Origin of the sequence: Mesotoga sp. H07pep.5.4 (assembly GCF_003664935.1) — a bacterium.
GTDB classification, from domain to species: Bacteria; Thermotogota; Thermotogae; order Petrotogales; family Kosmotogaceae; genus Mesotoga; species Mesotoga prima.
Genome location: NZ_JFHM01000006.1, coordinates 130,834 through 156,575, shown reverse-complemented (window position 1 = coordinate 156,575; position 25,742 = coordinate 130,834). Strand labels below are relative to the sequence as shown.

The window sequence follows — 25,742 nt, the reverse complement described above, 5'->3', positions numbered from 1 at the left end:
CCAGTTATTTTTGCTTCTTGAATTTTTTCGCGCCAATAAGTCCCTTTCTTACTTTTGTGCCAACACCCTCTGGGGTAGTTACAGCGATCGTCAGAGGACCTTTTGCCACATTTATCCATCCCATTCCGAATATATGAAGCTCTTGACCGGTTCTAAGTCTGAATCTTTTGCTTTTCCATTTGTAATTGCTTCGAATCGACTCCGAAAAAGGAGGTTTCAAGATTCCTCCATACCATCTGTCCCACTCTTCGTTTCCCGTATCGGAATTGGTCTCGTGCACTGTTACACTTTCAGGAACAAAGACATGGAATATCCCGACCGGATCGCTCTCATTTTTTACATCTAACCTAACAAATCCACCAAGAAAAACTGTACGAACATCGTGAAACTGAATCGTCGATCTGCTAAGCTTCTTGCGTGGAAGGAATCTGCTTTGATCTTCTACACTCAGAAGGTCTGTTATCCTGTCCTTTGTGAAGATTCCGGGCGTGTCATAAACGGTGAATGCGGAGCCGCCGACTTTCTTAGAAGCTACCTTCACAGTCGTTCCAGGGAATCGGCTCACTGTAAGTTCTTCAGACTGTATAAGACCATTAAGAATAGAGGATTTCCCAACATTTGTCACTCCTATGGAGACAAACTCCTCGGAAGCCGATTTCAAATAAGAGAAGAGTGATTTAAGACCATAATTTTTCAGCACAGAAACGGGTCTAACGGTTTCCTTAGGTACTTTAAGCATACTGGCCGCCCAGTCTCTTATCTCGTCGATTTTAACCTCCCTAGGCAGAAGATCTATCTTGTTCAGTATGTAGTGAACGGTGTGTTCCTTCAGGAGTCTCAAGATATCTCTTCTACAGGTCCCGTCGAAATCTGAAATATCAATGACGTAGATAACATCTTGCGCAAGATCGAGGTATTCTTTTAGGTTGTCGATTGAATGAACGACTCTATCGTCTTCAGAAAGAGAACCATAGTGTTTGATCAAAAAACATCTACGACACAGTACTTGTTTCCCCGACTGAAGCCTGGATTCCATGACCGATCTGGATATGTAACCTAAACCGGCTGGGTCATCATGCTGGAGCTCAGCACCGCAACCACCACACTTCATCTATCCAACGCCTCCACTTCGGGATGCTTCCTCATCTTGCTCAATATGAGACCCTCTACTCTTCTCACAAGCTTCGTCCAGAAGAACTCCCTGTCGGAAATCGGTTCTACCTTAACCGTATAAGCACCCAATAAGTTCCCCATGATGATATCTGTGAATAGCTGATCACCAACAATTACCGTCTTGTATGGAGGTATACCGAAATCTTTCAATACACGTTTTGCTTTGAATGTAAAAGGTTTTCTTGCCCGACTAATAACCTTTGTCTTACCAAGTTCTCTTTCGATTTTTCCAAGTCTACTTGATTTCCCGTTTGAAATCAAAACCACTTCAAGGCCAAGCCGCTCTACTCTGCTTATCAGCAATCGTTTCTCCTTCGAAACGCTGGTAGCTCCCCACTTTTCGAGGGTGTTGTCAAAATCGAATATTATCAGTCTATAACCAGAATCTTTAAGTGAATCAAAATCAATATCCATAACGGTCGTTGCGAAAAGGTGGGGCGTTGCTAGTCTTCCGGTTCTGAATATCCAACCAACAGTGAAGAAAAAAACGAGATAGGCCGCAATTGTGACCTTCCCCAGAAGTCTCTTATACCATTTATGGCTGATATCCACCAAAGGGGATACCAGAATTGAGTACATACCCATTCTATTTCCCGCAATTATATCCGTGAAGAAAAGATCGCCAATTATTACTGTCTTTTCGGGTCTCGATTTCATCTCGCTGAGAACTTTCCTCAGCTCCTTTGTCCCGGGTTTCCTCATCGAGTGATACACTTTCAGGTCTTCTCCGAAGAGATCCTTCAGGTTCTTGACTCTCGACTGTGGTCCGTTAGTAACGACTCCAACCTTCATTCCAGATGAAATCAAGCTATCTATAACGGGCTTGTTCCTCATGTCGAAAGGTTCTCTCCATACAGCAATTGTGTTGTCATAATCGAAGAGAATCGTACTGTAACCGAGTTTTCGGAGCCTCTCGTAGTCTATCTCTCTTACGTTTTCTGCCTTTTCGTTCGGTACTGCGTTATCAAGTATGTCCAGGATTCGCACGAATCTCCACCACTTCCAGTTCAATACGGTTCTTAATGCTTTGAAGAAAACTCTTGACTTCCTCCAGCAGATCGGCGGGGACGATTATCTTAAGTAGTCCTTCGTCAGTAACATGCCTGATGTTCATCAGATTGTCTTCTGCCTCGGCAATATAACAAAGCACATGAATGTCCTCTGGCCTGATTTTTACGAAGAGATCATATTCCAATATCTCACCCATACATAAACCTCATAGCAAATCTGCGGCCAGACTTGCAAGTTCTGATCGCTCACCTTTCATCAGAGTGATGTGGCCTGCGAGTTCTTTGTCCCTAAATCTTGACGCCGCATATGTCAAGCCATTGCTGTAAGCATCGAGATAGGAATTATCTATCTGGTAGGGATCACCGATAACGACGATCTTGGTATTCTCCCCCACCCTCGTTATAATCGTCTTGATTTCATGCGGAGAAAGGTTCTGAGCCTCATCAATTATGAAGTACTGGTTAGGTATTGACCTCCCCCTAATATAACTTAGGACCTCAACTTCCAATTGTTCTCTCTTCTTCAAGAATGAGTCCATGTCCATATGGCGATTGCTGAACAACAAATAGAGATTGTCGTAAATTGGAGTCATCCATGGATCTATCTTCTCCTCCATCGAGCCAGGAAGATAACCTATATCCTGTCCCATCGGGATAATAGGCCTTGCAACAAGCAATCTCTCATACTTCTTTTCATCTACAACCTTCCTCAGACCACAAGCAAGCGAAATCAGCGTCTTACCAGTTCCGGCAATTCCTGGTATAAAGACGACCCTCACCCTATCGTCCAAAAGCAGTTCCATGGCCATCATCTGTTCGTAATTTCTGGGCTTTATCCCCCAGTTGCTTGTATCCATTGTGACTTCAAGAGGAACTATCATTTCGCCGTCGGGAGTTACCCTTCCGAATATTCCCTTTCCGAAGTCAACAAATTCATTTGCCCCAACGGAATCGGAGAGTTCATCCACCGAAAGCTCGTCCCTATCTATGAACTTGTCTCTAAGGGCTGAGTCGTCAAACGTGTGAACTCCTGAGAGCTTGTCGTCGATTTCAACTTTATCGTGAAGGTAGTCTTCAGCCTTCATCCCCATTATGTCGGCTTTGACTCGCATGTTGATATCCTTACTGACAAGTATCACAGGAAGTTTATCTACGAGTTCAAGTTCTTTCATATATAGAAGGATAGCGTTATCCTTGTACCCGCTTGCTGCAAAAGGCGGAAGCTGGCTCTTGAATTCATTGAAGACTGCTATTCTCAGCGTGCCGCCCGACTCCAGCCTAACACCCTCGGTCAGTCTGCCCTTAGATCTCAACGAATCGAGAAACCTGTTGACTTTTCTAGCATTCTGGCCAACAGATCCCGAGTTTTTTTTCAGCTTGTCTATCTCTTCAAGAACGGGAAATGGAATGATTAGATTGTTGTCCTCAAAATTGTCAAAACAGTATGGATCATGAACAAGAACATTGGTATCGAGTATAAAGTCTTTTATCAAACTTAACCCCTCCACTTCTTTTCGTATTTGACCATTTGAGATATGCCCCCGAGTCTTCTTGCCAATGCCAGAAAGACTTTTGCTGTTACCCTGGCATCGTCCATCGCCCTGTGAGTCGGAACATCTCTTATTCTCAACCTCTTCGCAATGCTCTTAAGACCATAAGGCCCTTCGGAAAAGACTTCATGAGCTATGTCAATAGTGTCAATGTAGTTATTTGCTAAGGGCAGTATTCCGGTTTCTTTCGATGCAATATCAAAAAAAGTCATGTCATTAACGATGTTATGACCTACAATCGTGGCTCCTCCAACGTAATTTCGGAATCTTGGGAAGACCTCTGCCATTGTCGGTTCATCTAACACATCCTCATTTTTCAGCCCGTGAATGCCTGTAATCTGCGCCGGAATCATTACAAGCGGATTCACGAGCGACTGAAATGATAGATTGTGCAAGATCTTGTTTCCATAGACCGGAATAGCTGCAATCTCAAGAATCCTATCCCCTTCAAGGGGACTGGATCCAGTTGTTTCTGTATCAATGACTAAGTAGATCTTTTTCATTTCTAAACCTCCGTGAAAATTTTACCATGAGACCGCTTATACTACCGGCTTCCTCTTTACTATACAATTGAGAGAGGTGATTCATTTGAAAGAACTTTCCGTTATCATCGAGCACACACTCGGAATTGAAGAGGCAATAAAGAGATTGAATAAGAAAATCGAAGAGCTGAAGAGTGAATATGAAGGGAAGTTCGCCCTTGACTCAACCTGGGAAGACGACTCCCTGAGATTCAGGTTGAAGGCGGCCGGAATGAAGACAGAAGGTTCTGTGAAGTTTGCCGATTCTACTGTTACGCTATCAGGAAAACTACCCTTAACGTTGGCTGCTTTTAGAGGAAGGATCGAAAGCACTTTGCGAGCTGAGCTTCTAAAAGTTCTATGTGACTGTGACTGAGAAGTGTCTGTAGATCTGCATAACCACAGCTCCTTTTCCCCTGACAGTCAGACACCTGTGGAGGAAATCGTTGAGGAAGCAATTCTTAAAGGACTGAAAGTTATAGGAATCTCCGACCATGATGATCTTGACGATTCCTTCCCTGATAGCTACAGGATGAAAGATCCTGAAATCTATTTGAGGAGCCTTTCTCGCATGAAAGAGAATTCAGTTATCAAGGTTCTGGCGGGTCTAGAAGTCGGGCTTCAGTCATGCGCAAAGACCTTACCTGAAGGTGACTTTGATTACTTCATTTACTCGGTTCACGGAATTCCCGGAATTAAAGACCTGACTTCCGGGGACGTTTGGACGCTTTATCTGGAAGAGGCAATCGAGGCGATTTCCGGTATCGACAGACCGGGTTTTTTCGGTCACATCGATTTTCTCAGAAGATATCTTCCCGGTCATAAAGCTCTTGACAACGAGGAACTTCTTTGCGAATTACTGAGGAAGCTCATAAGAGCCGGTATCGGAATTGAGATAAACACATCGGGTTGGCGTTATCCTTACAAAGAACCTTCACCGCAACGCTGGATTGTGGAGAAGTACTTTCTCTGTGGAGGGAAGTTTGTGACAATAGGTTCAGATTCTCATAGAAGGGAGGACGTAGGTAGTCACGTTTCCGACGCATTACTTCTGCTGAAGAGCATTGGATTCAAGGAGGTCTTTTACTGTGAAAAGATGGAATACAAACCCGTTGCGTTGACTATTTATTGAGAACTGCTTTTTTTGTTCCGCAAGAGATCTCTCAATTTGAAGAGATTCCCAACACGAAGTATCCTTGCCGAAAGAAAATACACTATTATTCCTGCAACAAGAGTCAACGAAGTCGAAATGAATCCGGTTCCAAATAAAGTCCTCCCAGCAATCATGACGCATGACATGACAAGCGAAGCAAGTATTATCTTCAAAATAGCAATAATCTTTTCTCTGTCGTATCCGCTCCACCTAAACAGTGCAACCGAAACGGTAACTGTGCCAACGATTCCGGCCACACTTGTTGCCAATGCAACGCCAAGCGGCCCAATTGTAAAACCAAGCAGAATATCTAGTGCTACATTGACGCTTACCATGATTGCGGAGATGATAGTCGGAGTTCTGGGACTCTTTCTCGCATAGTAAGCCCTTGATAAAACCCCATACGATCCATAGAAAGGCAATCCCAGAGTATATCCGTAAAGAAGAGACGTGGTAAACGCAGTATCGGATGGTGTAAAAGAACCCCTCTCAAAGAGAATCCGAACTATTCCTTCACCCAGGACCAGAAGACCCAGAGTCGAAGGTATGATAAGAAAGGCGAGCACAGTCAATGAGTCCCACAGAGCCTTCCTGAAACGGTCTCGCGCATCGGAACCGGAGAGTTTCGATAATCTTGGAAGTGCTACAGTGGCGACAGCAACGGCGAAGACGCCCAGTGGAAGTTGATAAAGCCTCTGAGCATACCCCAGGCTAGAGACTGCGCCTCGACCCAGTTCAGTGGATACTCTTACATCTACAAAGGAATTGATTTCGTTTATAGCCGGAGATACGGCCGAAAAAAGGAAAAGAATAAGGAACTCCCTTACATCACTTTTGCTGTATCCCGGTTTGAAGACAAAGCCCTTCGATTTGGCCGCCAGAGCTACAACAACCAATTGGATTACCCCGCCAGCCAGGAAACCTATAGTCGGTCCGACAATTGGTGGCGAAAACCTTTCTGAAAGCAGAATCCCTGCGATAGTTGAGAGATTTATGAACATTGGAGAAACCGCCGCAATGAAGAAAGCATCGAGACTGTTGAGAACTCCGCAGTAAACTGCCCATAGAGAAACAAGCGCTATGAATGGAAAGGAGATTCGAATTAATCTCGATGTCAGGTCCAATGCATCCTTATCGAAACCCCCGGCAAATACTGAGGCTACCCCCTCTGAAAAAACCATCCCTCCGGCGGAAATCGATCCAGCAACAATCACTACAAAGACAATGACAGTAGAAGCAAAGACAAAGGCCCTTTCTCTTGAAATCTTGAGCTTTTCGTTGAAAACCGGAACAAATGCCATGGTCAAGGCGCCGTCTGCGAATATCTTTCTGAGGAAGAAGGGGATCATTATTGCCACAAGATATGCATCATATTGAGCAGAAGTACCAAAGTAGTTTGCAAAGAGGGAGTCTCTCGCGAGACCCGTTAATCTGGATAACATAGTTGCTATGGCAAAGATAGCGGTGCTTCTCACAGTGCTTGCCGTCATAGAGACCTCCAGACAAGATTATAATACATGGAATGAGTCGGTGAGCAGCTTGTGCTCGTCGATACTCTCTAAGATGTTGAGTCGGGAAACTGTGATATACTGAACATGGCTTTTGTGAATGGAAAGAAGGAGGGAACGGCCAGACGGCTGAAGAAGATGAAAAAGGTAGCGCTAATTTTCGGGACGAGACCTGAAGCTGTGAAGATGGCCCCTGTGTATCTTGCTCTGAAGAATTCACCAATTAGACCGGTAGTTATAGCAACGGCACAGCACAGAGAGATGCTCGATCAAGTTTTATCCTTATTTGGCATAGAAGCGGATTTTGACTTAAACATAATGCAGGAGAGACAGTCACTGGCAGGCCTTACTTCAAGGTTGATAAGCAAACTCGAAGAGATTTACTCAGAGAACGTCTTCGATGCGACTCTGGTTCAGGGCGACACAACTTCTACGTTTGCAGGAGCACTTGTCTCCTTCTATCACAAGATTCCCGTAGGTCACGTTGAAGCAGGACTCAGAACCGAAAACATATATGACCCCTTTCCTGAAGAGATTAACAGAAGGCTAAACGGAGTCATCTCATCATTCCACTATCCCCCCACTGAAAATGCGAAGAACAACCTTCTGAAAGAAGGAGTTCCTGAAAACAAACTACTGGTAACTGGCAACACCGTGATTGATGCCTTGCTCTGGGTAACGGAGAATCGATCCGTACTCACTTCGAGTTTTAGAGAAGCACTCGGTGTAGAGGAAGATGAGTACATACTGGTAACCATGCATAGAAGAGAAAACTGGGGCGAGCCGATGCGACAGGTCATGAAAGCAATAAAGGACATACTTAAAGAGTTTCCGAAGATGAAAGTTGTATTTCCCGTTCACTTGAATCCCGCCGTAAGAGAGGTTGTTTATCCTGAGCTGGAGAAACATGACAGAATCGTCTTAACGGATCCACTCGATTATCTCCCTTTCGTATCGTTGATGGAAAAGGCGAGGATAATACTGACCGACTCCGGCGGGATTCAGGAAGAGGCTCCAGCTCTGGGGAAACCAACTTTGGTACTAAGAAAAACGACGGAACGACCGGAAGCCATAAAGGCAGGAACCGCGAAGCTCGTTGGAACAGACAGAGATTTCGTCTTCAATGAGACAGTCAAACTTCTAAGAGATTCTGATGAATACAGGCGAATGGCAAACGCAAAAAATCCGTTTGGAGACGGTACTGCATCAAAGAGAATCTTGAAGCATCTTTGCGAGAACCTTTAGATAATGCTCCCTACTCTAAGCTTTAGGCATCTCTCATTTTCAACTCCCAGAAGTATTCGTAAAGCTCCGATAGCGCGGAAAAGGCCGCCTCAAGGTGACCGACAAGTCTGGAGGATAGAAGAATCTCATCGATTTCGTGATTAGAGGCGATGTAGAAATCTCGATACTGAAGCCATTCGGAAAGGCTGTCAGACACTCCCTTCCTATTCCTCCTTCTCTTGTATTTCTCACCGAAGACAGAAAATTCGCTATCTCTCAGAACCTCTGTCTTTTCAACAAACCTTACAGGGTTTTTCTCGATCTCTTCAGAAAGCTTAACCATTGTCGCCCGGGAAGGCAGATAAAAACCCATTCCGTACCGGTACCAGTCTGGAAAAAGCTCGAAAAAGAACCCAGGAGAGTCTTTCCAGTTGGGTCCTGGAACTCTGAAAGTGAACCACATATTAGTTCGGTATGGTGGTTTTCCCTTGTTACGTCTCGCATCTCTGCTGATCCTGCTAATAGTCTTTCCCACCTGTGGTCTAACGTCTATAAATGGATCGATTCTCTCCATGGAAGGGCCTAGCTGCTTTACAAGAGCTCTGAATGGCTCCAACAGTTCTATACGGTATCGATCCCTGTTTCTTTCCATCCATGATCGGTTGTTGTTAATCCCGAGATCTATCAAAAATGAAAGTGTCTCGCCGGAAAAACCTTCGAACCTCTTTTCACTCATTTTGCCTCCATTATCGGAACGGGAATATAACTACCATTCTCACAATAAAACACTTCTTTAATCCCCATTTGCCTAAGCAAAGAAAGCGCTTTCACAGTGAAATTTCCGATCTGTGAGGCCCTGTGCGAGTCTGAACCTACCGTAACAAAGCGGCCCCCCAGGTCTATATATCTCTCTATTACCCATGGCTGGGGAGAAGGGTCCCCAATTCCGTACATCCAGCCAGAGGTGTTCAACTCGAGTCCAACGTGATTCGATACAAGCTTCATCAGAAGCGTATCCATAAGCTGCCCAGGTTTGGGAGGCTTTGCTTTCGGGATATGCCTTCGCAGAAAATCAAGGTGACCAAAAAAGCCAGGTCTGTCAATGAGATCTACCGCACTGATAGCCTCTTGAAGGTATATATCCCAAGGGTTTTCAAGGGTCTTGAGATCGGGTCTCCCTGGAACGGTGTGAACAGAGTAGATGAAATAGTCCATTTCTTCACCGGGCCAGAGAATTCCTTCCGATTGCAGGCCAAGCTCAAGCCCGGCAAGAACCTTTATTGGATACTTTTCGCTTAAAGTTCTTATCTCTTTTAGATACACGCTTACTTCTTCGGGCTGAAGACAGACCTCTTGGGCTACATATGGATCAAAGTGATCGGAGATTCCGACTATCTGAAGACCTTCCTTCAATGCCGATTGTATTACCTCTTCCACGGTATTCCTTCCGTCGGAATACGTAGTGTGATTGTGAATATCTATCATACAACAACTCCACAATATTCACTTGCAAATCAGTCCGATAGCAATTGTACAGCTGCTCTCTTCTCTTTATCTGTGATATGCAAATATATACTAGTAGTGCTAAGATTTGCATGTCCCAGCAATTCTTGTACAATCTTTATACTTGCACCTTTTTGTAGAAGTTGTGTAGCAAAACTATGTCGAAATAAATGTGGATGTACTCGTTTTTCCGGATATACATATTTTACTTGTGTATTTAGTACTTTTGGAATTACGTTTCTTGCCATTGGCTCTCCCCGTGTTCCTATAAAGACGTGGTCTTCATACTCACTCACGGGAAACTCTCTTCTTATTTGGAGATACTCCTTCATAATGGAGAGAACCTGGTCGTTCATCGGTACTTCTCTATCTCTGTTCCCCTTTCCGCTCATGATCCTCACCGCCGGCGAATTGCCCATTCTGAGATCCCCGAGCCTCAATTTGCACACTTCGCTTACCCTCAATCCACAGAAGTACATTACTGCAACTATAGCCTTGTTTCTTTTGCCCAGGTTGGTACTTCTGAAGGAAGAAAGGATCTCCATGACCTCATCATGCGTTATGTAATCAGGGATTCTACGCCGTGTCTTCGGATTCTTGATCAGCTCGGTCGGAACCTTACCTACCGTTCCACTTATGTAGAGAAACGTGTAGAATGATCGGATCGTCGAAAGATTTCTGGCCACGGTAGTTGCAGAAGGTCTCTTCTTCGAATACTTCCCCTGAGAATACTCTTTAACGAACAGCTCGATGTCTTTTCTCTTCACCGACTTGTAGTCAATTCCACGCTCATTAAGAAAGAGCTCGAAATGATGGAGATCGGAAAGATAAGCGGCAACTGTGTTGGAAGACATATTTCTCACAAATTCCATGTTCTCTTTGAATCTCTCAACTGCTTCGGAAAAGTCCATTTTCAACCCCCAGATTATCATAAATATGAGTCATAATAGTCATTATGACTCATATTTCGTATTATAGCACATGGCTTTCTTCAATGCTACGCGTGTAAGCTCCATTCAATAGGAGTTACAGCGTGATACCTCTTAAAATGCTCTGTGTTGAATTTTTCTTCACTTCCGTATCTATTTATATTCTTGCCAGAAGAAACAAGCAATATGAGCCATTTAACGCGTGCGTGCCTGAACACCGCTTTCAAAGCGCGCTTTGATTTCGGATATTACAGGTCTGTATTTGTCGGCCAGTCGATATCTCTTTCCCTCGCGCAATACAAGCTCTTCTTTGATCCCGGAGTAGTGTTTCGAAAGAGCACCCATTATGGCACCCAGTGCCATAGGTCCTTTCACCAGTTCGCTCTCGTTTTCCTCCAGGAAACTGTTTATTCTGTCTACCAAGTCTTCACTCAACATGGGTGAATCGAGTAAGGAAAACAGCATCCCTATAGTGGGCAGCTTAAGTCTCTCCAGAATGAATTCTTCAAGTTCCTCTTTAGACCACTCTTTTTGAAGCGATATCTGGGGTTTTCTTGCCAGCTCCTTTTTGAAAGCTAATAGCATTAACTCCATAAATGATGATATTCTTTTGTCGTAGTTATCATCTGTGACAAGTATCGACGCGACTGAACTAACCGGAAGCTCGATTTGCTCGATCATTGAAAACAACATACCAAGACGCCCAACTGTAACAAATGGTCTCCCGAGATCGATCGCTTCGGGAAGGATTAGGAGAGCGTTTCTCGCAACTCCCTTGGCCTCTTCGAAATCAGTACAAATAATCGCCGAGACTTTGATCTGAATAGCCTCACCCACCTTCCAGATCCCCGTTATCTTCTCTCTTCCGGAGTACTTCACATAGTCAACGGAGAAACCCGATAGTTCGGCAAGCCTATTAACAAGATCGGCGTAGGCTCTTCCGAGACTCTCAGAATCGCCATCAAATGTAGGATAGGCTTCAAGTAGCCCCTCGATGTCACTGACGATGGATTCGGGAGAAGTGTACTTTGAAAGATACTCGCGAATGAATCTATTTCTACTTGATTGCTCCCCTCCATCGTCACTCAGCTTACCAAGTATTCTTACAACATCAACCGATGCAATTTGTGCTGGCATTGAATCACCTCTACAGATATACTATCACAAAAGCGTTCATATTTGATCTAAGCTTTATATACACAAAATATTTTATATAAACTATTATAGAACAACACGGATCCATACATAACCTATGCAAATATATATACAGTTACTTTCATCATATTCAGTATAGTATATTATTAAAGTATATACAACTAATGCAAGTATACGTCATACCTATTTGCGAGATCACTTACTTCATTGTAAGTGAAAGCAGGACTTGCTCCCGGCCTTGATACTACCATGGATGCAAGTAGATTTCCCAGTTTCAAGCACTGTGCCGGATCTTTTCCTGAAAGATATGCGTGCAAGAACCCTGCAATGAAAGAGTCTCCGGCGCCCGTTGTATCAATTACCTTCGCAGGAAGAGCAGCTTCTTCTGGGCCGTTCTTGATTTTCGATCCTCTCGCTCCTAGTGTTACGACAATTTCCTTTGGCTCTACGGTAAGCGAATGTTCAAGATGATTCCACTCGCTCTCATTAACGAACAGCACTTCACACCTTGCTGCAATAGCCGCAACTCCATTTGTCTTCTCAAAAGTGACGATGCCTCCAGGGTTGTATGAAAACCTTACTTCGCCAGTTTTGCCTACAAACCTTTCAATCTGATCGGGAGTTACACCTCCAAAGTGGTAGAAGTCGAACCCATCTTCAATCGGGTACGCTTTTTCGTTAACTCCCCTGTACGTGAAGAGATGCCTTTGTCCATCTTTAGAGATCGCTGAAAAACAGAAGCCCGTCTTTCCATTCAGCTTTAAAAGATAATCGATGTTGAGGCCTTCTCTTTTCAGCAATTCAAGCGCCATCTCTCCAAAAAAGTCGCTCCCAACCGCACCTTGCAGATAGATGCTCTTCCTTAGCCTGCTTAACATTATTGATGTGTTCGAGGCGCTTCCTCCGATGGCAAAGCTCATCTCGCTGATCCTGTTTTCTTCATTATTCCCGCTTTCACTTATGAATGCGCTTAGGTCTATGTTCACATTGCCAACAATAGAAATCTTCATGCGACCAACCTCATCTTTCCAGTAGTTTTTACTTTGCCCACCTTCATGATTATAATTGTATATGAGTATACACATAACATACTTAGGAGGTTTCCGATATGCTTTCGTTTCCAGACGGTTTCATGTGGGGTGTTGCAACGGCCGGCCATCAAATAGAAGGGGGCAATGTATTTTCTGATTGGTACGCATGGGAACATCAAGGTAAGGTGAAAAATGGAGACACATCCGATGTCGCTTGTGGGAGTTGGGAGCATCTCGAAAGAGATTTGGAAGCTATAAAGGCTTTGGGTGTGAATGCGTACAGGTTTTCAGTTGAGTGGGCGAGAATCGAACCCAAAGTCAACAGATTTGAAGACAGTGTAATAGAAAGATATAAAGATTTCGTAACGATGCTAATTGAAAACGGAATACAGCCCATTCTCACTCTCAATCATTTCGTGCTTCCCCAGTGGTTCTCTGAAATTGGGGGTTGGGAGGACAGAGAAAATCTACCTTACTTTCGCCGTTTCGTCTCGACAATCGTCTCATCTATGGGTGAGAATGTTCATTACTGGGTGACAATAAACGAGCCGAATGTTTATGCGGTAATGTCATACCTCATGGGAGAATGGCCCCCGGAAATAAAAGACATGGGGAGAGCGATGAGGGTTCTTGCAAATCTACTTTACGCTCATAGTGAGGCTTATGATGTCATAAAAGAGTCCAATCCCCTCTCTATGGTGGGCGTGGCAGTAAACATGATTCCTTTCTTTCCTCTGAGAACGTTCCACCCTGGAGACAGAATTGTGTCCAAGTATCTTGACAGGGTTTACAACTACAGCTTTCTGGACAGCCTGAAGAATGGAAAGATGGTTAAACCTCTCGGAACCGGAGAAGCAGTATCGGGGATATCCTCAAAACTAGATTACCTCGGAGTAAATTACTACACCCGAATGTTTGCTAAGTATGCAAAACCGCTTCCCGAGATCGTTGTCGGAGATGAATTTGAAAAGACAGAGATGGGTTACGAATTCTTTCCGCAGGGAATTGAAGACGTAGTACTGAAGGCCTACAAGAGGTATGAATTACCGATCATAATCACAGAAAATGGTATCGCCGACGGTACAGACAAGAGAAGATGGGAATACATAGAAACGGCCCTAAAAAGCCTTAGAAGCGCAATGGATAAGGGTGCCCGAGTGTTTGGGTACATCTACTGGTCTTTAATGGATAATTTCGAATGGAAGGAAGGTTATTCGATGAAGTTCGGGCTTTACGAAACGGCGCGGGAAAATCTAGAACTAAGACCCCGTGGTAGTGCCGACAAGTTCAGGGATTTCATTCGAGAGAGCCTCTCCTGACAGAAATGAAAGATCTGAGAGCGAACGGCCAAGTCGGACTATGCTCGATGCGTAGAGATATGAACAACCGGAACTCTAAAGGAGCTAATGCTTCCGAGTCTAATAGCGATTGGGATTACGCTTCCTGCTGCATTCATAGGTGGATTACATGCCCTCGGCGGTTTCCTGGGTGGTGCGATCCTCTCCGGATTGTCCGACGCGCTCTTGATATCTAACAGTGGAGAAATGTGCGGCAACTCAAAGAAATTTACCGGGGATGGAGCCTTCTGTGGAAAGGGTTCCGACGCACACAAAGCGGCTGTCAATGGTGACACCGTCGGAGATCCCTTCAAAGACACTGCCGGTCCCTCGCTTAACATGCTAATAACGGTTATCTCGCTCGTTGCCTCTTTGATGAGCCCGCTTGTTATTCTTTATGCTGTCTTCAAATAACAGGCAATTAAAACAAAAGGCGGGGAACCCCCGCCTTTTTTCCTTTTCCTGAATATCTATAAAAGCGCAATCAATAACTTCTCAATCCCCTGCTTTTTCACCGCCGATACGACAAATACAGGCGGGTAGACTCCCAGTGAAGCCAATTCAGCTTTAATTGACTTCTCGGCTATTATCTGCTGGCTCCTTGAGAGCTTGTCGGCCTTAGTAAGGACTAGAATAAAAGGTATAGCATAGTATGTAACCCATTCGAGCATCTGAATATCGGCCGGCTGCAATGGATGCCTTATATCGACAAGAACTACGACGAGAGAGAGCTCTTCTCTTGATTCAAAATAATCGATAATCAACTTCTTCCATTTCTCTCTCTCCGTCATTGAGGCTTTTGCATACCCGTAACCGGGCAGGTCCACAAAGTAGATCTCTCGATTTACGCCATAGAAGTTGATCGACCTGGTCTTTCCGGGAGTCGAGCTCGTCTTCGCCAGCTTCCTTCCAAACAACGAATTAAGGAGAGAAGACTTACCGACGTTAGATCTACCGGCAAAGGCGATTTCTCTTCTAAGAGGAGGGGGGTATTCACCCTTAGAAAAAACCGTCCTCACTAGCTCAGTGCTCTTTACCGTCACCGGGGATCAGCGCCTCCTTCAGCACCTCTCGGATGTCCTCGACAAAGACGAACTCCAATTTTGACTTTATTTCATCGGGGACTTTTTCGAGATCTCGTTTGTTGGCCAGCGGGATTAGAACCTTTTTCATCCTTGCCCGATAAGCTGCCATCAGTTTTTCTTTCAGACCTCCAATCGGCAGTACTTTACCACGAAGAGTAATCTCCCCCGTCATTGCGATATCATTTCTCACCCTTCTTCCAGTAACGGCAGAGACAATCGCCGTGGTGAGAGTTATTCCTGCACTGGGGCCATCTTTTGGAACGGCTCCTTCCGGAACATGAATGTGGAAGTCTTTCTTTTCGAAAACCTCTGAGAACCTCTCATCATCGCAGAGCTTTCTGGCCAGCGATGCCGCTATCTGTGCCGACTCCTTCATAACATCGCCCAACTGACCCGTAATGATCGTCTTTCCCTTTCCTGCAACGGGCAAGACCTCTATGTACATAATTTCTCCTCCCACTGAAGTCCAGGCCAGACCAGTCACGACACCAACCTCGGGATGCTTTCTGAAATCGCTCTCTTTGAAAAGCGGCGCCCCGAGAAACTCACCGAGTTCATTCACGCCAACAGAGATCGAATCGCTGCCTTCTGCAATCTTAAGCGTCGCTTTTCTGATTATCTTCGCAAGATTTCTATCGAGCTCTCTGACTCCTGCCTCTCTTGTATAATCTCTTATCACATCCCTCACTGCCGCAGGCGTTATCCTGAATTTGCTTGAATCCATGTTGTACTCTTCCAATAGCTTTGGAAGAATGTGATCCCTTGCTATGTGATACTTCTCCGATTCCGTGTAACCTGGAATCTCAATTATCTCCATCCTGTCCTTGAGCGCAGCAGGAATTGAATAAAGAACGTTAGCGGTGGTTATGAACAACACTCTCGAAAGATCAAAGGGCACTTCCAAAAAGTGATCGGTAAAATTGTTGTTCTGTTCTGGATCAAGCACTTCAAGAAGAGCGGAGGCCGGATCACCCTGAAAGCTGATCCCCATTTTATCGACTTCGTCAAGGACAATTACCGGATTTCTTGTCTTCAGCTTCCTTATCATCTGCATTATTCGTCCTGGAAGCGCCCCAACGTAGGTACGCCTATGGCCCCTTATTTCCGCCTCGTCTCTCATCCCTCCAAGAGAGATTCTGCCGAACTTCCTGCCCATTGCTTCAGCGACCGACCTTCCAAGTGAGGTCTTTCCAACCCCCGGAGGACCTACAAGACATAGAATTGGAGCCCTGAGATTCTTTGAAAATCTCCTGGCAGCAAGAAACTCGAGTATTCTTTCCTTAACATCCTCGAGTCCATAGTGGTTGCTGTCAAGAGTCTTTCTAACATCTCTGATCACTATTTCGTCGTCGGTCTCTTCTTGCCAAGGAAGATTCAACAACCAGTCAAGATAAGTTCTTACAACTGTCGCTTCCGGAGAGTAAGGAGACATCTTCTCAAGTCGTGATATCTCCTGTTCCGCTTTTTCTTTAACTTCCTGCGGAAGCTCCCCTGACTCTGCCTTGTTCTTTAGCTCTTTTATTTCCTCATCTTCTTCGCCCTCTAATTCCTCTTGAATAGCTCTCATTTTTTCCCTGAGATAGTATTCCTTCTGTCCTTGCTCGATCTTTTCCTTAACCCTTTTATCCAGCTCTTCTTCCAGAGAGAGAATTTCTATCTCCCTTGTGAGTAGTTCCATCAGGGTGTTGAGACGATCCTTCGCTTCAATCTCCTCGAGAAGCCGCTGTTTCTCTTCAAGCGAAAAAGGCATCATCGAGGAAACGAAATCTCCAAACTTGTCCGCATCAGATGTGTCTTCTAGAGCCATTATTGCTTCGTCGGGAAAACGCCTGCTCATTGAGACATACCTAAGCGCAAGTTCTTTCACCTTTCTTACTAGCGCCTGAAGCATCTTGCTCTTTCTACCCTTTCCCTTTAGTTTTTCGACCACGACAATCAGTGAATTTTCCTTTTCTTCAACTGAAACCAACTTCGCTCTTGTCAAGCCTTCAACAAGTATCTTGTAATTTCCGTCGGGCATCTTCATGAGCTGAACAATTCTGGCAATTGTGCCTATCTCGAAAAGCTCTTCAATTTCCGGGTCCTCTTTCGTAATATCCCTTTGAGATACGAGAAAGACCATCTGATTGAACTTACCAATTGATTCTTCCAGAGCGGCCAGCGACTTTTCACGCCCCACATACAACGGCATAACTGCCGAAGGATAGACAAGCATGTTTGTTCTCGTGGGAATCACTGGCAGCTTTTCCGGAATTTCTATCTTCCGTTCGCTACCAACGGCCGCCTTTTCCAGTAATTCAAATTTCTGAGCCATCTATTCACCTTCCCTTCTTTCATCTTCATTAATTATCATAACCAGACGATTCAAAAGTGTCGTCATTTTACGACCATGAGGCTCTATTCTCATGCTTCGTTTCGACTCGTCACAGTGCTCCAACCTTACAATCAGGTAAGGTTGAGAGACATACTTGACATAAAGCTCAGGCCACTCCACCGCCACAACAGTGTCCAGGTCCACCAAGTCGTGAAGTGCAAGATCTAACATCTCTTCTTCGCTATCAACCCTGTAAAGGTCTACATGAATAAGACCAGGCCTCTCCACTTGCACCGGGTTTTCATTGTTCTCTTTTCTTGATGATCGTCGCGGGTAGGAGTTGACAATATTAAAGGTAGGACTCCTAACGTAGTCGCGATCGATACCCAATCCATCGGCCATCGACTTAACAAAAGTTGTCTTCCCGCTTCCAAGGTCGCCAAAGAGGAGAACCGTCTCTCCTCCTTCGAGCATCTCTCCTATTTTCTTAGCAACTCTCTCGAATTCCCTCAGATCTAATTCGCCCAATTCATAGATCTCTTCAGCGCCTCTTTCCACCTTCTGAACTCTTCCTCCATTCTGTCACCCGATGGTTCAAACACCACCTCGCTGATTCTTTTATTCTTAAGACTCTCGAGATCCCATAAGCCTGTGCATATTCCTGCAAGCATTGCCGCTCCAAGCGCTGTTGTCTCCTTTATGAGAGATCTGTCGACGGGAATGTTCAATACATTTGCCTGCATTTCCATGAGAAGATTGTTTCGGGTTACCCCTCCATCCACGAGTAGCTTATTCAATCTAATACCCGTTTCCTCTTCCATCAAATCTAGTATTTCCCTTGTCCTGAAGGCAATGTATTCAAGGACCGCTCTTACAATATGAGCCTTCCTCGTTCCTCTAGTTAGACCGATCATCATACCCCTGGCGGAAGAATTCCAGTAGGGTGCTCCAAGACCTGTAAGCGCTCCGGAAAAGAACACACCACCATTATCGGCGACTTCTCTGGCAAGAGACTCGGTTTCGGAAGGAGCGTCGATTATTCCAAGTCCGTCCTTCAGCCAGCTTATCAAAGCTCCAGTAGCAAATATCGACCCTTCAACAGCGTAAACAATTTCCTCCTTGGACTTCCATCCTATAGTGGTTAGCAGACCGTGTTCAGATATCTTTGGCTTCTTCCCTGTGTTCATCAAAATGAACGAGCCCGTTCCGTAAGTGCATTTTGCGTCGCCAGTCTGAAATGCAGTTTGCCCAAAGAGCGAAGCCTGCTGATCTCCAGCCATTCCACCTATTCTCGGACCATATATCGAAGGGCCGAGGAGCTTACAGGACTCAACGACTGTTGGCAGATATTCCTCTTTCACACCAAAGAGATTGAGCAAATCATTATCCCATTTCAGCTCTTCTATATTAAATAGCATTGTTCTTGACGCATTAGAGAAATCACACACATGAAGATTCTCCCTCGTTAGATTCCATACAAGCCACGAGTCTATCGTTCCGAATCTCAATCTTCCCCTATTTGCTGCATCTCTAACGGCAGGCACATTCTCTAGCAGCCATTCCATCTTTGTGGCGGAAAAATATGGATCCGGTTTGAGTCCAGTCTTCCGTCTAATTAACTCTCCATAAGAGCTTTCTATCTCTTTACATCTACCGGCAGTTCTTCTGTCTTGCCAGACTATGGCATTGTAAAGCGGTTGATCCGTGAGAGCATCCCAGGCAACAACTGTCTCCCTCTGATTTGTGATACCTATAGCCGCTATCTCCCTGAATGAAATTCTTGCATCTGAGACCACTCTCTCAATTGTGCTCATAGTACTGAGAATAATGTCTCTAGGATCATGTTCCACCCATCCCGGTTTAGGATAGATCTGCTTGAATTCCTCCTGCGCAACCGCAACTTGATACAGCTCTTGATCAAAAAGGACCGCTTTGCTGCTACTTGTTCCCTGATCGATAGCAAGAACGTAATTCATCAAACCCCTCCTATTTAAAAAGACGTCTCGTAAAAACAATAGCATCTTCGGGACAAAGCTCGTGACAGACGTAACATGTTATGCACTTGTTGTAGTCTATGGCAAATCTGTTTATGTCAATAGCTTTTGCTGGACACGCGTTTTCGCAGACACGACAGCTCCTGCATCTTTCTCTATCTATCTTCGGAAATTTCGTAACTATTCTTCTCAGTATAGCTGCGCCATAGACACCAATGAAGTTAGTTTCGGGAAGAAGGAGCTTGTCAGGATGTACTTCGTCACCAACTACATCATAGTCACCGACCAGGCCTCTGTCTCTCGCTATTTGCAGTATCGGAACTTTTGAATGGTTGACGCCAAATAATTCCGCTATAGCATCGTCCAGTGCAAAAACATCTCTTGACATCCCAATTATTCCTGGTTTGATAATCCTACCGTTCGAGGGACCGTTACCGTCCATCCCATATATACCATCAATTACGGTTAGATCTGCCCTCAGATGAACGGCGAGATCTAACAGCATCTTCGAAAACTCCTTCATGTTTCTGACTCTGAAATGCCAGCCCTGTTTCTTTGCACCAGGAACACATCCAAAAAGGTTCTTCACCCCTAGTGTAACCCGAGTTAGTGCATGAGTCTTGAGCTTAGGGAGATTTATCAGGAGATCAGTTTCAAGAACTGGTTTAGAAATAAGGAAACTCCTGTACGTTCCTTCGTCAAAGACGATTTGAACGGGGTCATCAAAATCCAGCAGAGGTATTCCCAACTCCTTGCACACTTGTGAGATTCCAGAAGCATATCCCGCAACAGAAGTGCTTACGCTAGCGGGAGAATCCCCAACGCTCACCTCCGCTCCTCTTCCAAGAAATAATTCTGCAACTGCTCTAACAAACAAAGGGTTCGTGGTTACACAACTTTCCGGTGATCTTGCCGATAGAAGATTGACTTTTAGAAGAACCTTCTTTCCCCGGAGAGTCTCGTCGAAACCGATCAGATCTAGCCCCTCACTGATCTTCTCCCTGCACTTTTTGTATTCTGGACTGCTTAGGATTGCTACCCTTTTCGTTTGGCTCCCGTTTCCCATATATTATCCTCTTCTTTTTCCTTCTATCGTCAACAATGCATGATACTCCTTCGGGTAACTTCACTTCGGAAGAACCCAGAGTCTCTACGATGACTTCTTCGGGAATAGAGGTAATGGCCCAGAGATCTGTAAGATAAAGCCTCTCGCCCGATCTGATCGGTGCTTTCTGAATCGCTGATTCAAGGGCCTTCCTATAGCGTTCCGTTATTTCCTCTTCGGAATGGTTTACTTTGTCATCCACTGTGGATCACCTCATAGAAATTATACTCTATTGACCGCCTACAAACTGGGAAGAAAGCGTAAAGGATCTTCTGATTTCTTCGCACTTCCAACTTGACATCCTTTCCGAAAGAGATCCTTTCGTTATAGAATGAGAAGAGGGGGAAGTCATTTGGAATTTGTAGTGATAGACACAGAGACAACCGGGATGAATCCATACCGAGGAGCCAAACTCATCGAGGTGGCTGGCGTTCGTGTGAAGAACTGGGAACTATGCAGAGATGACTTCTTTGATTCTCTCATTGATCCCGAATGCATAATTCCAATAGCAATAACTGCCCTTACTGGAATAAGCAACTTGACCGTGAAAGGCAAGTCAACAGTTTGCGATGTTCTCAGAGGCTTCTATTCTTTTGCTGGAGATGCAACGCTAATAATTCACAACGCCCCTTTTGATCTTTCCTTTATCAACTTCTATGGTGATAAATGTGGACTGGGTAAGCTTCGCAACCAATTTATCGACACAATAGAAGTCTCAAAGGCCGTCTTCAGATATGGGAGAAACAACCTTGACATTCTTTTGGCAAGACTGGGTATTATACCTGAATCGAGACATAGAGCATTAGGTGACGCACTGGCAACTGCCGAGGCCTTCGTTGCGATGTTAAATAGAATTGGTACAAATAGCGTTACCCGTTTCATAAAGAAACCCAACATTTAACACATTTCACTTTCGTCAAACCTTAAGTTCCTTTGAATTCTGAAAGTCTCTCAGGAACTCGTGCTTAGACAACCGCTATCACTTCCCAAGAAAATAACAAAACTTCCCCACTGAGATAATCATAGGGCGTCTATTTTTGAAATAACAACATATTGTGGTACAATCAACTTTAGACACAATTTGTGGGGATATTTCATTATCATATTTATGGAGGTATCGTGATGCTTAATGTGAGAAAGAGAAACGGGGCCATAGTAGGCTTCGATCTAGATAAGATAATCAACGCTATGAAAAAAGCATTCGATGCAACGGAAACCCATTATAACGAAGACATACTTGAGCGGGTTGCGTTGAGGGTTGTGGCCGATTTTCAGCCTAAAGCCACGGATAATCTAATCGACATCGAAGATATTCAAGACTCCGTAGAAAGAACGCTTGAAAGTCTTGGATTCACAGATGTTGCCAAATCTTACATTCTTTATAGGCGACACCGTGAAAAACTGAGAGAACTCGATTCCTCGATGCTTGACTTTTCGAAAACAGTTAATAGCTATCTAGACATGCTTGACTGGCGAGTTCACGAAAATTCCACTGTGACCTACTCAATAGGCGGGCTGATTCTTCACAACAGTGGAACGGTAACTGCCAATTACTGGTTGAGAGAAATATACGATCCTCAGATTGGCAATGCTCACCGTGAGGGAGACATTCACATTCACGATCTTTCAATGTTGTCGGGCTACTGCGCTGGCTGGAGTCTTAAGCAATTAATAGAAGAAGGCTTGGGCGGGGTGACAGGAAAAGTTTCTTCATCACCGGCAAAACACCTATCAACCCTGGTGAACCAGATGGTAAACTTCCTCGGAATACTCCAGAATGAATGGGCAGGCGCTCAGGCTTTCTCTTCTTTCGACACTTATTTGGCGCCATTTGTGAAAATTGACAACCTTTCTCTCAAAGAGGTGAAGCAAAACATCCAGTCCTTTGTCTTCGGAGTAAATACTCCTTCGAGATGGGGAACGCAGGCACCCTTTACAAACATCACGCTGGACTGGGTAGTCCCGACCAAATTGAGGACACAGCCTGCAATTGTTGGTGGGAAGGCCCTGGACTTCACATACGGAGATTGTCAGGAAGAGATGCGCATGATAAATCGCTCCTTCCTTGAAGTTTTGGACGAAGGAGATGCTAACGGCCGGGGCTTCCAGTATCCGATACCAACCTATAATATTACGAAAGACTTCGATTGGGAAGATGAAGACGCAAAGCTTCTTTTCGAAATTACCAGCAAATACGGTACCCCGTATTTCCAGAACTTCATCAACTCTGATTTGGATCCCGATGACGTAAGAAGCATGTGCTGCAGGCTTCAGCTTGACAAGAGAGAATTGAAAAGAAGGGGCGGAGGTCTATTCGGCTCAGACGAATTTACTGGATCGATTGGAGTTGTAACGATCAACCTTCCGAGAATCGCATATTTGAGCAAGAACGAAGAAGAGTTCTTCGCAAGACTTTCAAAAATGATGGACCTCTCGAGTAGGAGTCTCGAAATCAAGAGAGCAGTAGTCGAGAAATTGAATAACGAAGGTCTCTATCCATACACGAAGAGATACTTAAAGAACTTTGACAACCATTTCTCAACTATAGGCTTGGTGGGTATGAATGAAGCGAGCTTGAATGCGAGGTGGATAAAAAAGGCGATTTCAGAAGAAGAGGGCTACCAGTTTGCACTTAGGGTTCTGGACTTTATGAGAAGCAAAATGATGGACTATCAGGAGGCAACTGGCCATCTCTATAATCTTGAGGCAACTCCGGCAGAATCAACTGCCTACAGGCTGGCTAAGACAGACAAGGAAAAGTTCCCTCAGATCATTACTGCTGGAAAGGAGAATCCGTATTATACGAATTCCTCGCACCTTCCCGTTGACTACACTAGAGACATTTTCAGTGCACTAGACCTCCAGGAAGAGCTTCAACAGAAATACACGGGTGGGACAGTCTTTCATTCCTTCCTTGGGGAGAGAATTTCAGACTGGGAAACTACAAAGCAGCTTGTAAGAAAGATAGCGGAGAATTACAAAATTCCGTACTTCACAATTTCACCAACCTATTCAATATGTCCGGACCACGGGTACATAAGGGGAGAACACTTTACCTGTCCCGAATGCGGAAAGCCAACTGAGGTTTACTCAAGAATAACGGGGTATTACCGACCTGTACAAAACTGGAATACTGGAAAGCAAGAAGAGTTTAAGACACGGGAAACTTACCGAGTGGGGAGAGAAAGAGTAGATGAATTTCGCAGGAATAGAGAGCGTAAGCCTAGTGGACTATCCGGGGAAAGTAGCCCTGACACTGTTTACCTCAAGTTGTAATTTTGATTGTGCTTACTGCCACAATTCAGAATTAAAGAAAAGGGTTCAGGAAGAATTGGCGGAATCGGAAGTTTTCGATTACCTCGACAAAAGAGGAAAGCTTTTGGACGCAGTGGTCATAACCGGAGGTGAGCCAACCCTGAGAGCCAATGAACTGTTACCGTTTATGCGGAGGCTCAAATCACGGTTTCCAGAAACCCTTCTTAAGATCGACACGAACGGCTGGAATGCTGAAATCCTGCAGGAGTTTCTTAAGATCGTTGACTATGTTGCGATCGATTTGAAGTCACTCCACTACGAAATCTTTTCACCTGTGAATCTGAGAGAGATCGAAGACAGCATAGAAATAGCGAAGGGATTCGCAAATCATGAGATAAGAATTACAATGTTCCCCGCATATCTTCCCGAAGATGATTTTGAAGAGCTATCTAGAATCTGTGGAGGAGCATCGTTGGTTTCAGTTCAGCAGTACAAACCAGTTGCCGGCTTGTGTGAAACGCCGCCGTATCCCTCAAGCGTTCTTAAAAGATTTGCCGACCTGATTTCTGATCATGCGCAAAAAGTAATAATCAGAGAGTAAAGAGATTCTAGTGCAGAGCAACCGGCCGCGTACAGCGGCCGGTGCTTTTCTATTGCATTTTCAAGCTATTTGCTCGAATAACGAATATTCGACTCGTCTAGTTCAACTCTAGATAGAATTTGAATCCACTTCCTCCAAAGAATAATTGAGGTTCTACCGCAACACCAAGCGGTGTCTTCCATTCGAAACCGATTCCAACAGACATCCCAAGAGTTTCATTGTCACCGAGAGCTCCCATGAGGTAGAGCTTCGGTATAAAGACGCTCATTTCATCGGAAGAGGAGATACCAAAACTCTCGGTAAGAGGGACTCCGGCCTCCAGTATTTCTAACAGGAAGAATCTCGGATTGAAGGAATAAGGTTCCCACCCCTTGAGATCAAGATTACCGCCGAGATAAAACTGTTTCGTCACGGGCGCCTGGCCGAAATAAGTTAATCCTGCCATTGTATCGCTTTGGACGTAAATTCTACCGATTATTCTATACCAGTAAGTGAGTGAAGCTTTCTGATTTAGGTAATTGATTCCTTTTCCGAACCCGTAGGAGAGGGTAGTCTGACCATAGAAATTCCCTCTTTTCTCTTCATAATTCTCCTCGTCTCCAAACGCGAAGGCCCCTGAAAGGATTGATAGCGAGTAGTTATTCAACGGTGTAGCATCGAACGTTGCCTTTTCATATGCGTAAGATATCCCGACAACTAAGTCTTCGAAGGGATAGGTTGTTCCAGCACCAAATGAGTCCAGCGTAAGAATCAAATCGTCCCTCCAGGGAACTTCTCTGAACAGAGTCAGTTCCAAGAAAGGATCTAACCCGCTTCCAAAGGCACTGAAGGTGCTTGCACCCAAAGTAAGGCCGCCCCAGAAGAATTGAGGTTTGGGAAGAACCCCCAGTAGTTTTTCATCGGTAAATCTCAGGAACCTGATACCTCCATAGAGGTTGACACCTGAACCCAAAAAACTCTTATCTCCAACCCCCAATGCCAGATACTCGCCAAAGTACGGGTAGATAGTGTTGCGCTCTTGAACTGAAATTATTAGTTTGTAGTCGCCATCGACATCATTCAGCTGGAGGTAGACATCTGTGAAAAGCCCGCAATCCTCAAGATTTCTCTTCGCCCTGTAAACTTTCTCGATATCCAGCTCTTCACCAATCTGTAGCCCCGAGATGTTTATTACTACTCGCGGGTTTGTTTTATGAACTCCTGTAACCTCTATCCCCACAATTCTGTCCGCACCAAAAGCTGTCAATGAAAATAATAAGAGCACTGTTGCCAGAAGTACTCGCTTCATATCATC

At 44.7% G+C, this 25,742-nt stretch carries 25 protein-coding genes and 1 pseudogene; 8 read left to right on the top strand and 18 right to left on the bottom strand.

Annotated elements, in window-relative coordinates; all coding sequences use genetic code 11:
• Positions 1-4 precede the first annotated feature (4 nt).
• From Y696_RS04165 to Y696_RS04145, 5 genes are read right to left on the bottom strand one after another with little or no spacing between them, the layout of a single operon-like run.
• Positions 5-1,111 carry a GTPase gene (locus Y696_RS04165; RefSeq protein ID WP_121509801.1) on the bottom strand — a complete coding sequence of 369 codons (1,107 nt, stop codon included), beginning with the start codon at positions 1,109-1,111 and terminating at the stop codon, positions 5-7.
• Entirely contained in the window at positions 1,108-2,160 is a 1,053-nt protein-coding gene (locus Y696_RS04160; RefSeq protein ID WP_121509800.1) for a YqeG family HAD IIIA-type phosphatase, read from the bottom strand. The genes Y696_RS04165 and Y696_RS04160 overlap by 4 nt, the downstream gene beginning before the upstream one ends.
• Positions 2,138-2,380: a DUF4911 domain-containing protein gene (locus Y696_RS04155; RefSeq protein WP_014730547.1), complete on the bottom strand. Its 243-nt coding sequence runs from the start codon at positions 2,378-2,380 to the stop codon at positions 2,138-2,140. Before Y696_RS04155 ends, Y696_RS04160 begins: the two co-directional genes overlap by 23 nt.
• A gap of 9 nt (positions 2,381-2,389) precedes the next feature.
• Complete coding sequence (locus tag Y696_RS04150; protein WP_014730546.1) at positions 2,390-3,676, bottom strand: PhoH family protein; 1,287 nt, start codon at positions 3,674-3,676, stop codon at positions 2,390-2,392.
• Positions 3,677-3,678: 2 nt separating this feature from the next.
• Positions 3,679-4,236: a PolC-type DNA polymerase III gene (locus Y696_RS04145; RefSeq protein WP_014730545.1), complete on the bottom strand. Its 558-nt coding sequence runs from the start codon at positions 4,234-4,236 to the stop codon at positions 3,679-3,681.
• 85 nt (positions 4,237-4,321) lie between these two features.
• On the opposite strand from Y696_RS04145, the gene Y696_RS04140 reads away from it, so the two are divergent.
• A complete protein-coding gene (locus Y696_RS04140) occupies positions 4,322-4,630 on the top strand; it encodes a polyhydroxyalkanoic acid system family protein (RefSeq protein ID WP_014730544.1) in 309 nt (102 codons plus the stop codon).
• Positions 4,631-4,633: 3 nt separating this feature from the next.
• On the top strand, positions 4,634-5,386 hold the full coding sequence (locus Y696_RS04135) for a histidinol-phosphatase HisJ family protein (protein WP_014730543.1): 753 nt from the start codon (positions 4,634-4,636) through the stop codon (positions 5,384-5,386).
• Here Y696_RS04135 and murJ read toward each other — a convergent pair.
• Positions 5,380-6,897, bottom strand: coding sequence for a murein biosynthesis integral membrane protein MurJ (gene murJ, locus Y696_RS04130; RefSeq protein WP_121509799.1), 1,518 nt, complete (start codon positions 6,895-6,897; stop codon positions 5,380-5,382). The genes Y696_RS04135 and murJ overlap by 7 nt on opposite strands.
• Before the next feature lie 105 nt (positions 6,898-7,002).
• On the opposite strand from murJ, the gene wecB reads away from it, so the two are divergent.
• Complete coding sequence (gene wecB, locus Y696_RS04125; protein ID WP_014730541.1) at positions 7,003-8,160, top strand: non-hydrolyzing UDP-N-acetylglucosamine 2-epimerase; 1,158 nt, start codon at positions 7,003-7,005, stop codon at positions 8,158-8,160.
• Between the two features lie 22 nt (positions 8,161-8,182).
• Here the strand turns inward: wecB and Y696_RS04120 are convergent, their stop codons facing one another.
• The 5 genes from Y696_RS04120 to Y696_RS04100 all read right to left on the bottom strand — a co-directional run bounded on the left by Y696_RS04120 (position 8,183) and on the right by Y696_RS04100 (position 12,736).
• A complete protein-coding gene (locus tag Y696_RS04120; RefSeq protein WP_121509798.1) occupies positions 8,183-8,875 on the bottom strand; it encodes a DUF2461 domain-containing protein in 693 nt (230 codons plus the stop codon).
• Positions 8,872-9,624 (bottom strand): histidinol-phosphatase HisJ family protein, encoded by a 753-nt coding sequence (locus Y696_RS04115; RefSeq protein ID WP_014730539.1) that lies wholly within the window; start codon positions 9,622-9,624, stop codon positions 8,872-8,874. Before Y696_RS04115 ends, Y696_RS04120 begins: the two co-directional genes overlap by 4 nt.
• 29 nt (positions 9,625-9,653) lie before the next feature.
• Entirely contained in the window at positions 9,654-10,553 is a 900-nt protein-coding gene (locus tag Y696_RS04110) for a tyrosine-type recombinase/integrase (protein ID WP_099772067.1), read from the bottom strand.
• 213 nt (positions 10,554-10,766) lie between these two features.
• On the bottom strand, positions 10,767-11,708 hold the full coding sequence (locus Y696_RS04105; protein ID WP_006492457.1) for a hypothetical protein: 942 nt from the start codon (positions 11,706-11,708) through the stop codon (positions 10,767-10,769).
• A gap of 179 nt (positions 11,709-11,887) precedes the next feature.
• Positions 11,888-12,736: a carbohydrate kinase family protein gene (locus Y696_RS04100; RefSeq protein ID WP_006492456.1), complete on the bottom strand. Its 849-nt coding sequence runs from the start codon at positions 12,734-12,736 to the stop codon at positions 11,888-11,890.
• Positions 12,737-12,834: 98 nt separating this feature from the next.
• On the opposite strand from Y696_RS04100, the gene Y696_RS04095 reads away from it, so the two are divergent.
• Positions 12,835-14,076, top strand: a complete 1,242-nt coding sequence (locus Y696_RS04095; RefSeq protein ID WP_006492454.1) for a glycoside hydrolase family 1 protein — start codon at positions 12,835-12,837, stop codon at positions 14,074-14,076.
• A 75-nt stretch (positions 14,077-14,151) separates the two neighbouring features.
• Positions 14,152-14,508, top strand: a pseudogene (locus Y696_RS04090) (sodium/proton-translocating pyrophosphatase); the annotation flags it as partial.
• A gap of 56 nt (positions 14,509-14,564) precedes the next feature.
• Here the strand turns inward: Y696_RS04090 and yihA are convergent.
• Genes yihA through Y696_RS04060 form a run of 6 tightly spaced genes read right to left on the bottom strand, consistent with a single transcriptional unit; the run spans position 14,565 to position 20,794 of the window.
• Positions 14,565-15,137, bottom strand: coding sequence for a ribosome biogenesis GTP-binding protein YihA/YsxC (gene yihA, locus Y696_RS04085; RefSeq protein ID WP_006492449.1), 573 nt, complete (start codon positions 15,135-15,137; stop codon positions 14,565-14,567).
• A complete protein-coding gene (gene lon, locus Y696_RS04080; protein ID WP_006492448.1) occupies positions 15,118-17,493 on the bottom strand; it encodes an endopeptidase La in 2,376 nt (791 codons plus the stop codon). Before lon ends, yihA begins: the two co-directional genes overlap by 20 nt.
• A complete protein-coding gene (gene tsaE / locus Y696_RS04075; RefSeq protein ID WP_006492446.1) occupies positions 17,494-18,051 on the bottom strand; it encodes a tRNA (adenosine(37)-N6)-threonylcarbamoyltransferase complex ATPase subunit type 1 TsaE in 558 nt (185 codons plus the stop codon).
• Positions 18,009-19,469 carry a glycerol kinase GlpK gene (gene glpK / locus Y696_RS04070; protein ID WP_006492445.1) on the bottom strand — a complete coding sequence of 487 codons (1,461 nt, stop codon included), beginning with the start codon at positions 19,467-19,469 and terminating at the stop codon, positions 18,009-18,011. Before glpK ends, tsaE begins: the two co-directional genes overlap by 43 nt.
• Positions 19,470-19,479: 10 nt before the next feature.
• Complete coding sequence (locus tag Y696_RS04065) at positions 19,480-20,553, bottom strand: DUF362 domain-containing protein (protein WP_121509797.1); 1,074 nt, start codon at positions 20,551-20,553, stop codon at positions 19,480-19,482.
• The gene (locus Y696_RS04060) at positions 20,474-20,794 is read right to left on the bottom strand and encodes a hypothetical protein (RefSeq protein ID WP_006492441.1); all 321 of its coding nucleotides are present in this window, start codon (positions 20,792-20,794) and stop codon (positions 20,474-20,476) included. The genes Y696_RS04065 and Y696_RS04060 overlap by 80 nt, the downstream gene beginning before the upstream one ends.
• Positions 20,795-20,944: 150 nt before the next feature.
• On the opposite strand from Y696_RS04060, the gene Y696_RS04055 reads away from it, so the two are divergent.
• The 3 genes from Y696_RS04055 (at position 20,945) to Y696_RS04045 (ending at position 24,448) form a co-directional block, all read left to right on the top strand.
• On the top strand, positions 20,945-21,493 hold the full coding sequence (locus tag Y696_RS04055) for a PolC-type DNA polymerase III (protein WP_006492439.1): 549 nt from the start codon (positions 20,945-20,947) through the stop codon (positions 21,491-21,493).
• A 221-nt stretch (positions 21,494-21,714) separates the two neighbouring features.
• Positions 21,715-23,868: a ribonucleoside triphosphate reductase gene (locus tag Y696_RS04050; protein ID WP_121509796.1), complete on the top strand. Its 2,154-nt coding sequence runs from the start codon at positions 21,715-21,717 to the stop codon at positions 23,866-23,868.
• Positions 23,786-24,448, top strand: a complete 663-nt coding sequence (locus tag Y696_RS04045; protein WP_006492436.1) for an anaerobic ribonucleoside-triphosphate reductase activating protein — start codon at positions 23,786-23,788, stop codon at positions 24,446-24,448. Before Y696_RS04050 ends, Y696_RS04045 begins: the two co-directional genes overlap by 83 nt.
• A gap of 97 nt (positions 24,449-24,545) precedes the next feature.
• Here Y696_RS04045 and Y696_RS04040 read toward each other — a convergent pair whose 3' ends face one another.
• The gene (locus Y696_RS04040) at positions 24,546-25,736 is read right to left on the bottom strand and encodes a POTRA domain-containing protein (protein WP_006492435.1); all 1,191 of its coding nucleotides are present in this window, start codon (positions 25,734-25,736) and stop codon (positions 24,546-24,548) included.
• Positions 25,737-25,742: the final 6 nt, after the last annotated feature.

What these genes read in the sequence shown, in the direction of transcription:
- glpK (WP_006492445.1), bottom strand. Translation starts at nt 19,469, where the DNA reads ATGAATTACGTTCTTGCTATCGATCAGGGAACAAGTAGCAGCAAAGCG.
- lon (WP_006492448.1), bottom strand. Translation starts at nt 17,493, where the DNA reads ATGGCTCAGAAATTTGAATTACTGGAAAAGGCGGCCGTTGGTAGCGAA.
- Y696_RS04165 (WP_121509801.1), bottom strand. Translation starts at nt 1,111, where the DNA reads ATGAAGTGTGGTGGTTGCGGTGCTGAGCTCCAGCATGATGACCCAGCC.
- Y696_RS04040 (WP_006492435.1), bottom strand. Translation starts at nt 25,736, where the DNA reads ATGAAGCGAGTACTTCTGGCAACAGTGCTCTTATTATTTTCATTGACA.
- Y696_RS04115 (WP_014730539.1), bottom strand. Translation starts at nt 9,624, where the DNA reads ATGATAGATATTCACAATCACACTACGTATTCCGACGGAAGGAATACC.
- Y696_RS04095 (WP_006492454.1), top strand. Translation starts at nt 12,835, where the DNA reads ATGCTTTCGTTTCCAGACGGTTTCATGTGGGGTGTTGCAACGGCCGGC.
- Y696_RS04100 (WP_006492456.1), bottom strand. Translation starts at nt 12,736, where the DNA reads ATGAAGATTTCTATTGTTGGCAATGTGAACATAGACCTAAGCGCATTC.
- Y696_RS04050 (WP_121509796.1), top strand. Translation starts at nt 21,715, where the DNA reads ATGCTTAATGTGAGAAAGAGAAACGGGGCCATAGTAGGCTTCGATCTA.
- murJ (WP_121509799.1), bottom strand. Translation starts at nt 6,897, where the DNA reads ATGACGGCAAGCACTGTGAGAAGCACCGCTATCTTTGCCATAGCAACT.
- Y696_RS04065 (WP_121509797.1), bottom strand. Translation starts at nt 20,553, where the DNA reads ATGGGAAACGGGAGCCAAACGAAAAGGGTAGCAATCCTAAGCAGTCCA.
- Y696_RS04120 (WP_121509798.1), bottom strand. Translation starts at nt 8,875, where the DNA reads ATGAGTGAAAAGAGGTTCGAAGGTTTTTCCGGCGAGACACTTTCATTT.
- Y696_RS04105 (WP_006492457.1), bottom strand. Translation starts at nt 11,708, where the DNA reads ATGCCAGCACAAATTGCATCGGTTGATGTTGTAAGAATACTTGGTAAG.
- Y696_RS04045 (WP_006492436.1), top strand. Translation starts at nt 23,786, where the DNA reads ATGAATTTCGCAGGAATAGAGAGCGTAAGCCTAGTGGACTATCCGGGG.
- Y696_RS04110 (WP_099772067.1), bottom strand. Translation starts at nt 10,553, where the DNA reads ATGGACTTTTCCGAAGCAGTTGAGAGATTCAAAGAGAACATGGAATTT.
- wecB (WP_014730541.1), top strand. Translation starts at nt 7,003, where the DNA reads ATGGCTTTTGTGAATGGAAAGAAGGAGGGAACGGCCAGACGGCTGAAG.
- Y696_RS04155 (WP_014730547.1), bottom strand. Translation starts at nt 2,380, where the DNA reads ATGGGTGAGATATTGGAATATGATCTCTTCGTAAAAATCAGGCCAGAG.
- Y696_RS04145 (WP_014730545.1), bottom strand. Translation starts at nt 4,236, where the DNA reads ATGAAAAAGATCTACTTAGTCATTGATACAGAAACAACTGGATCCAGT.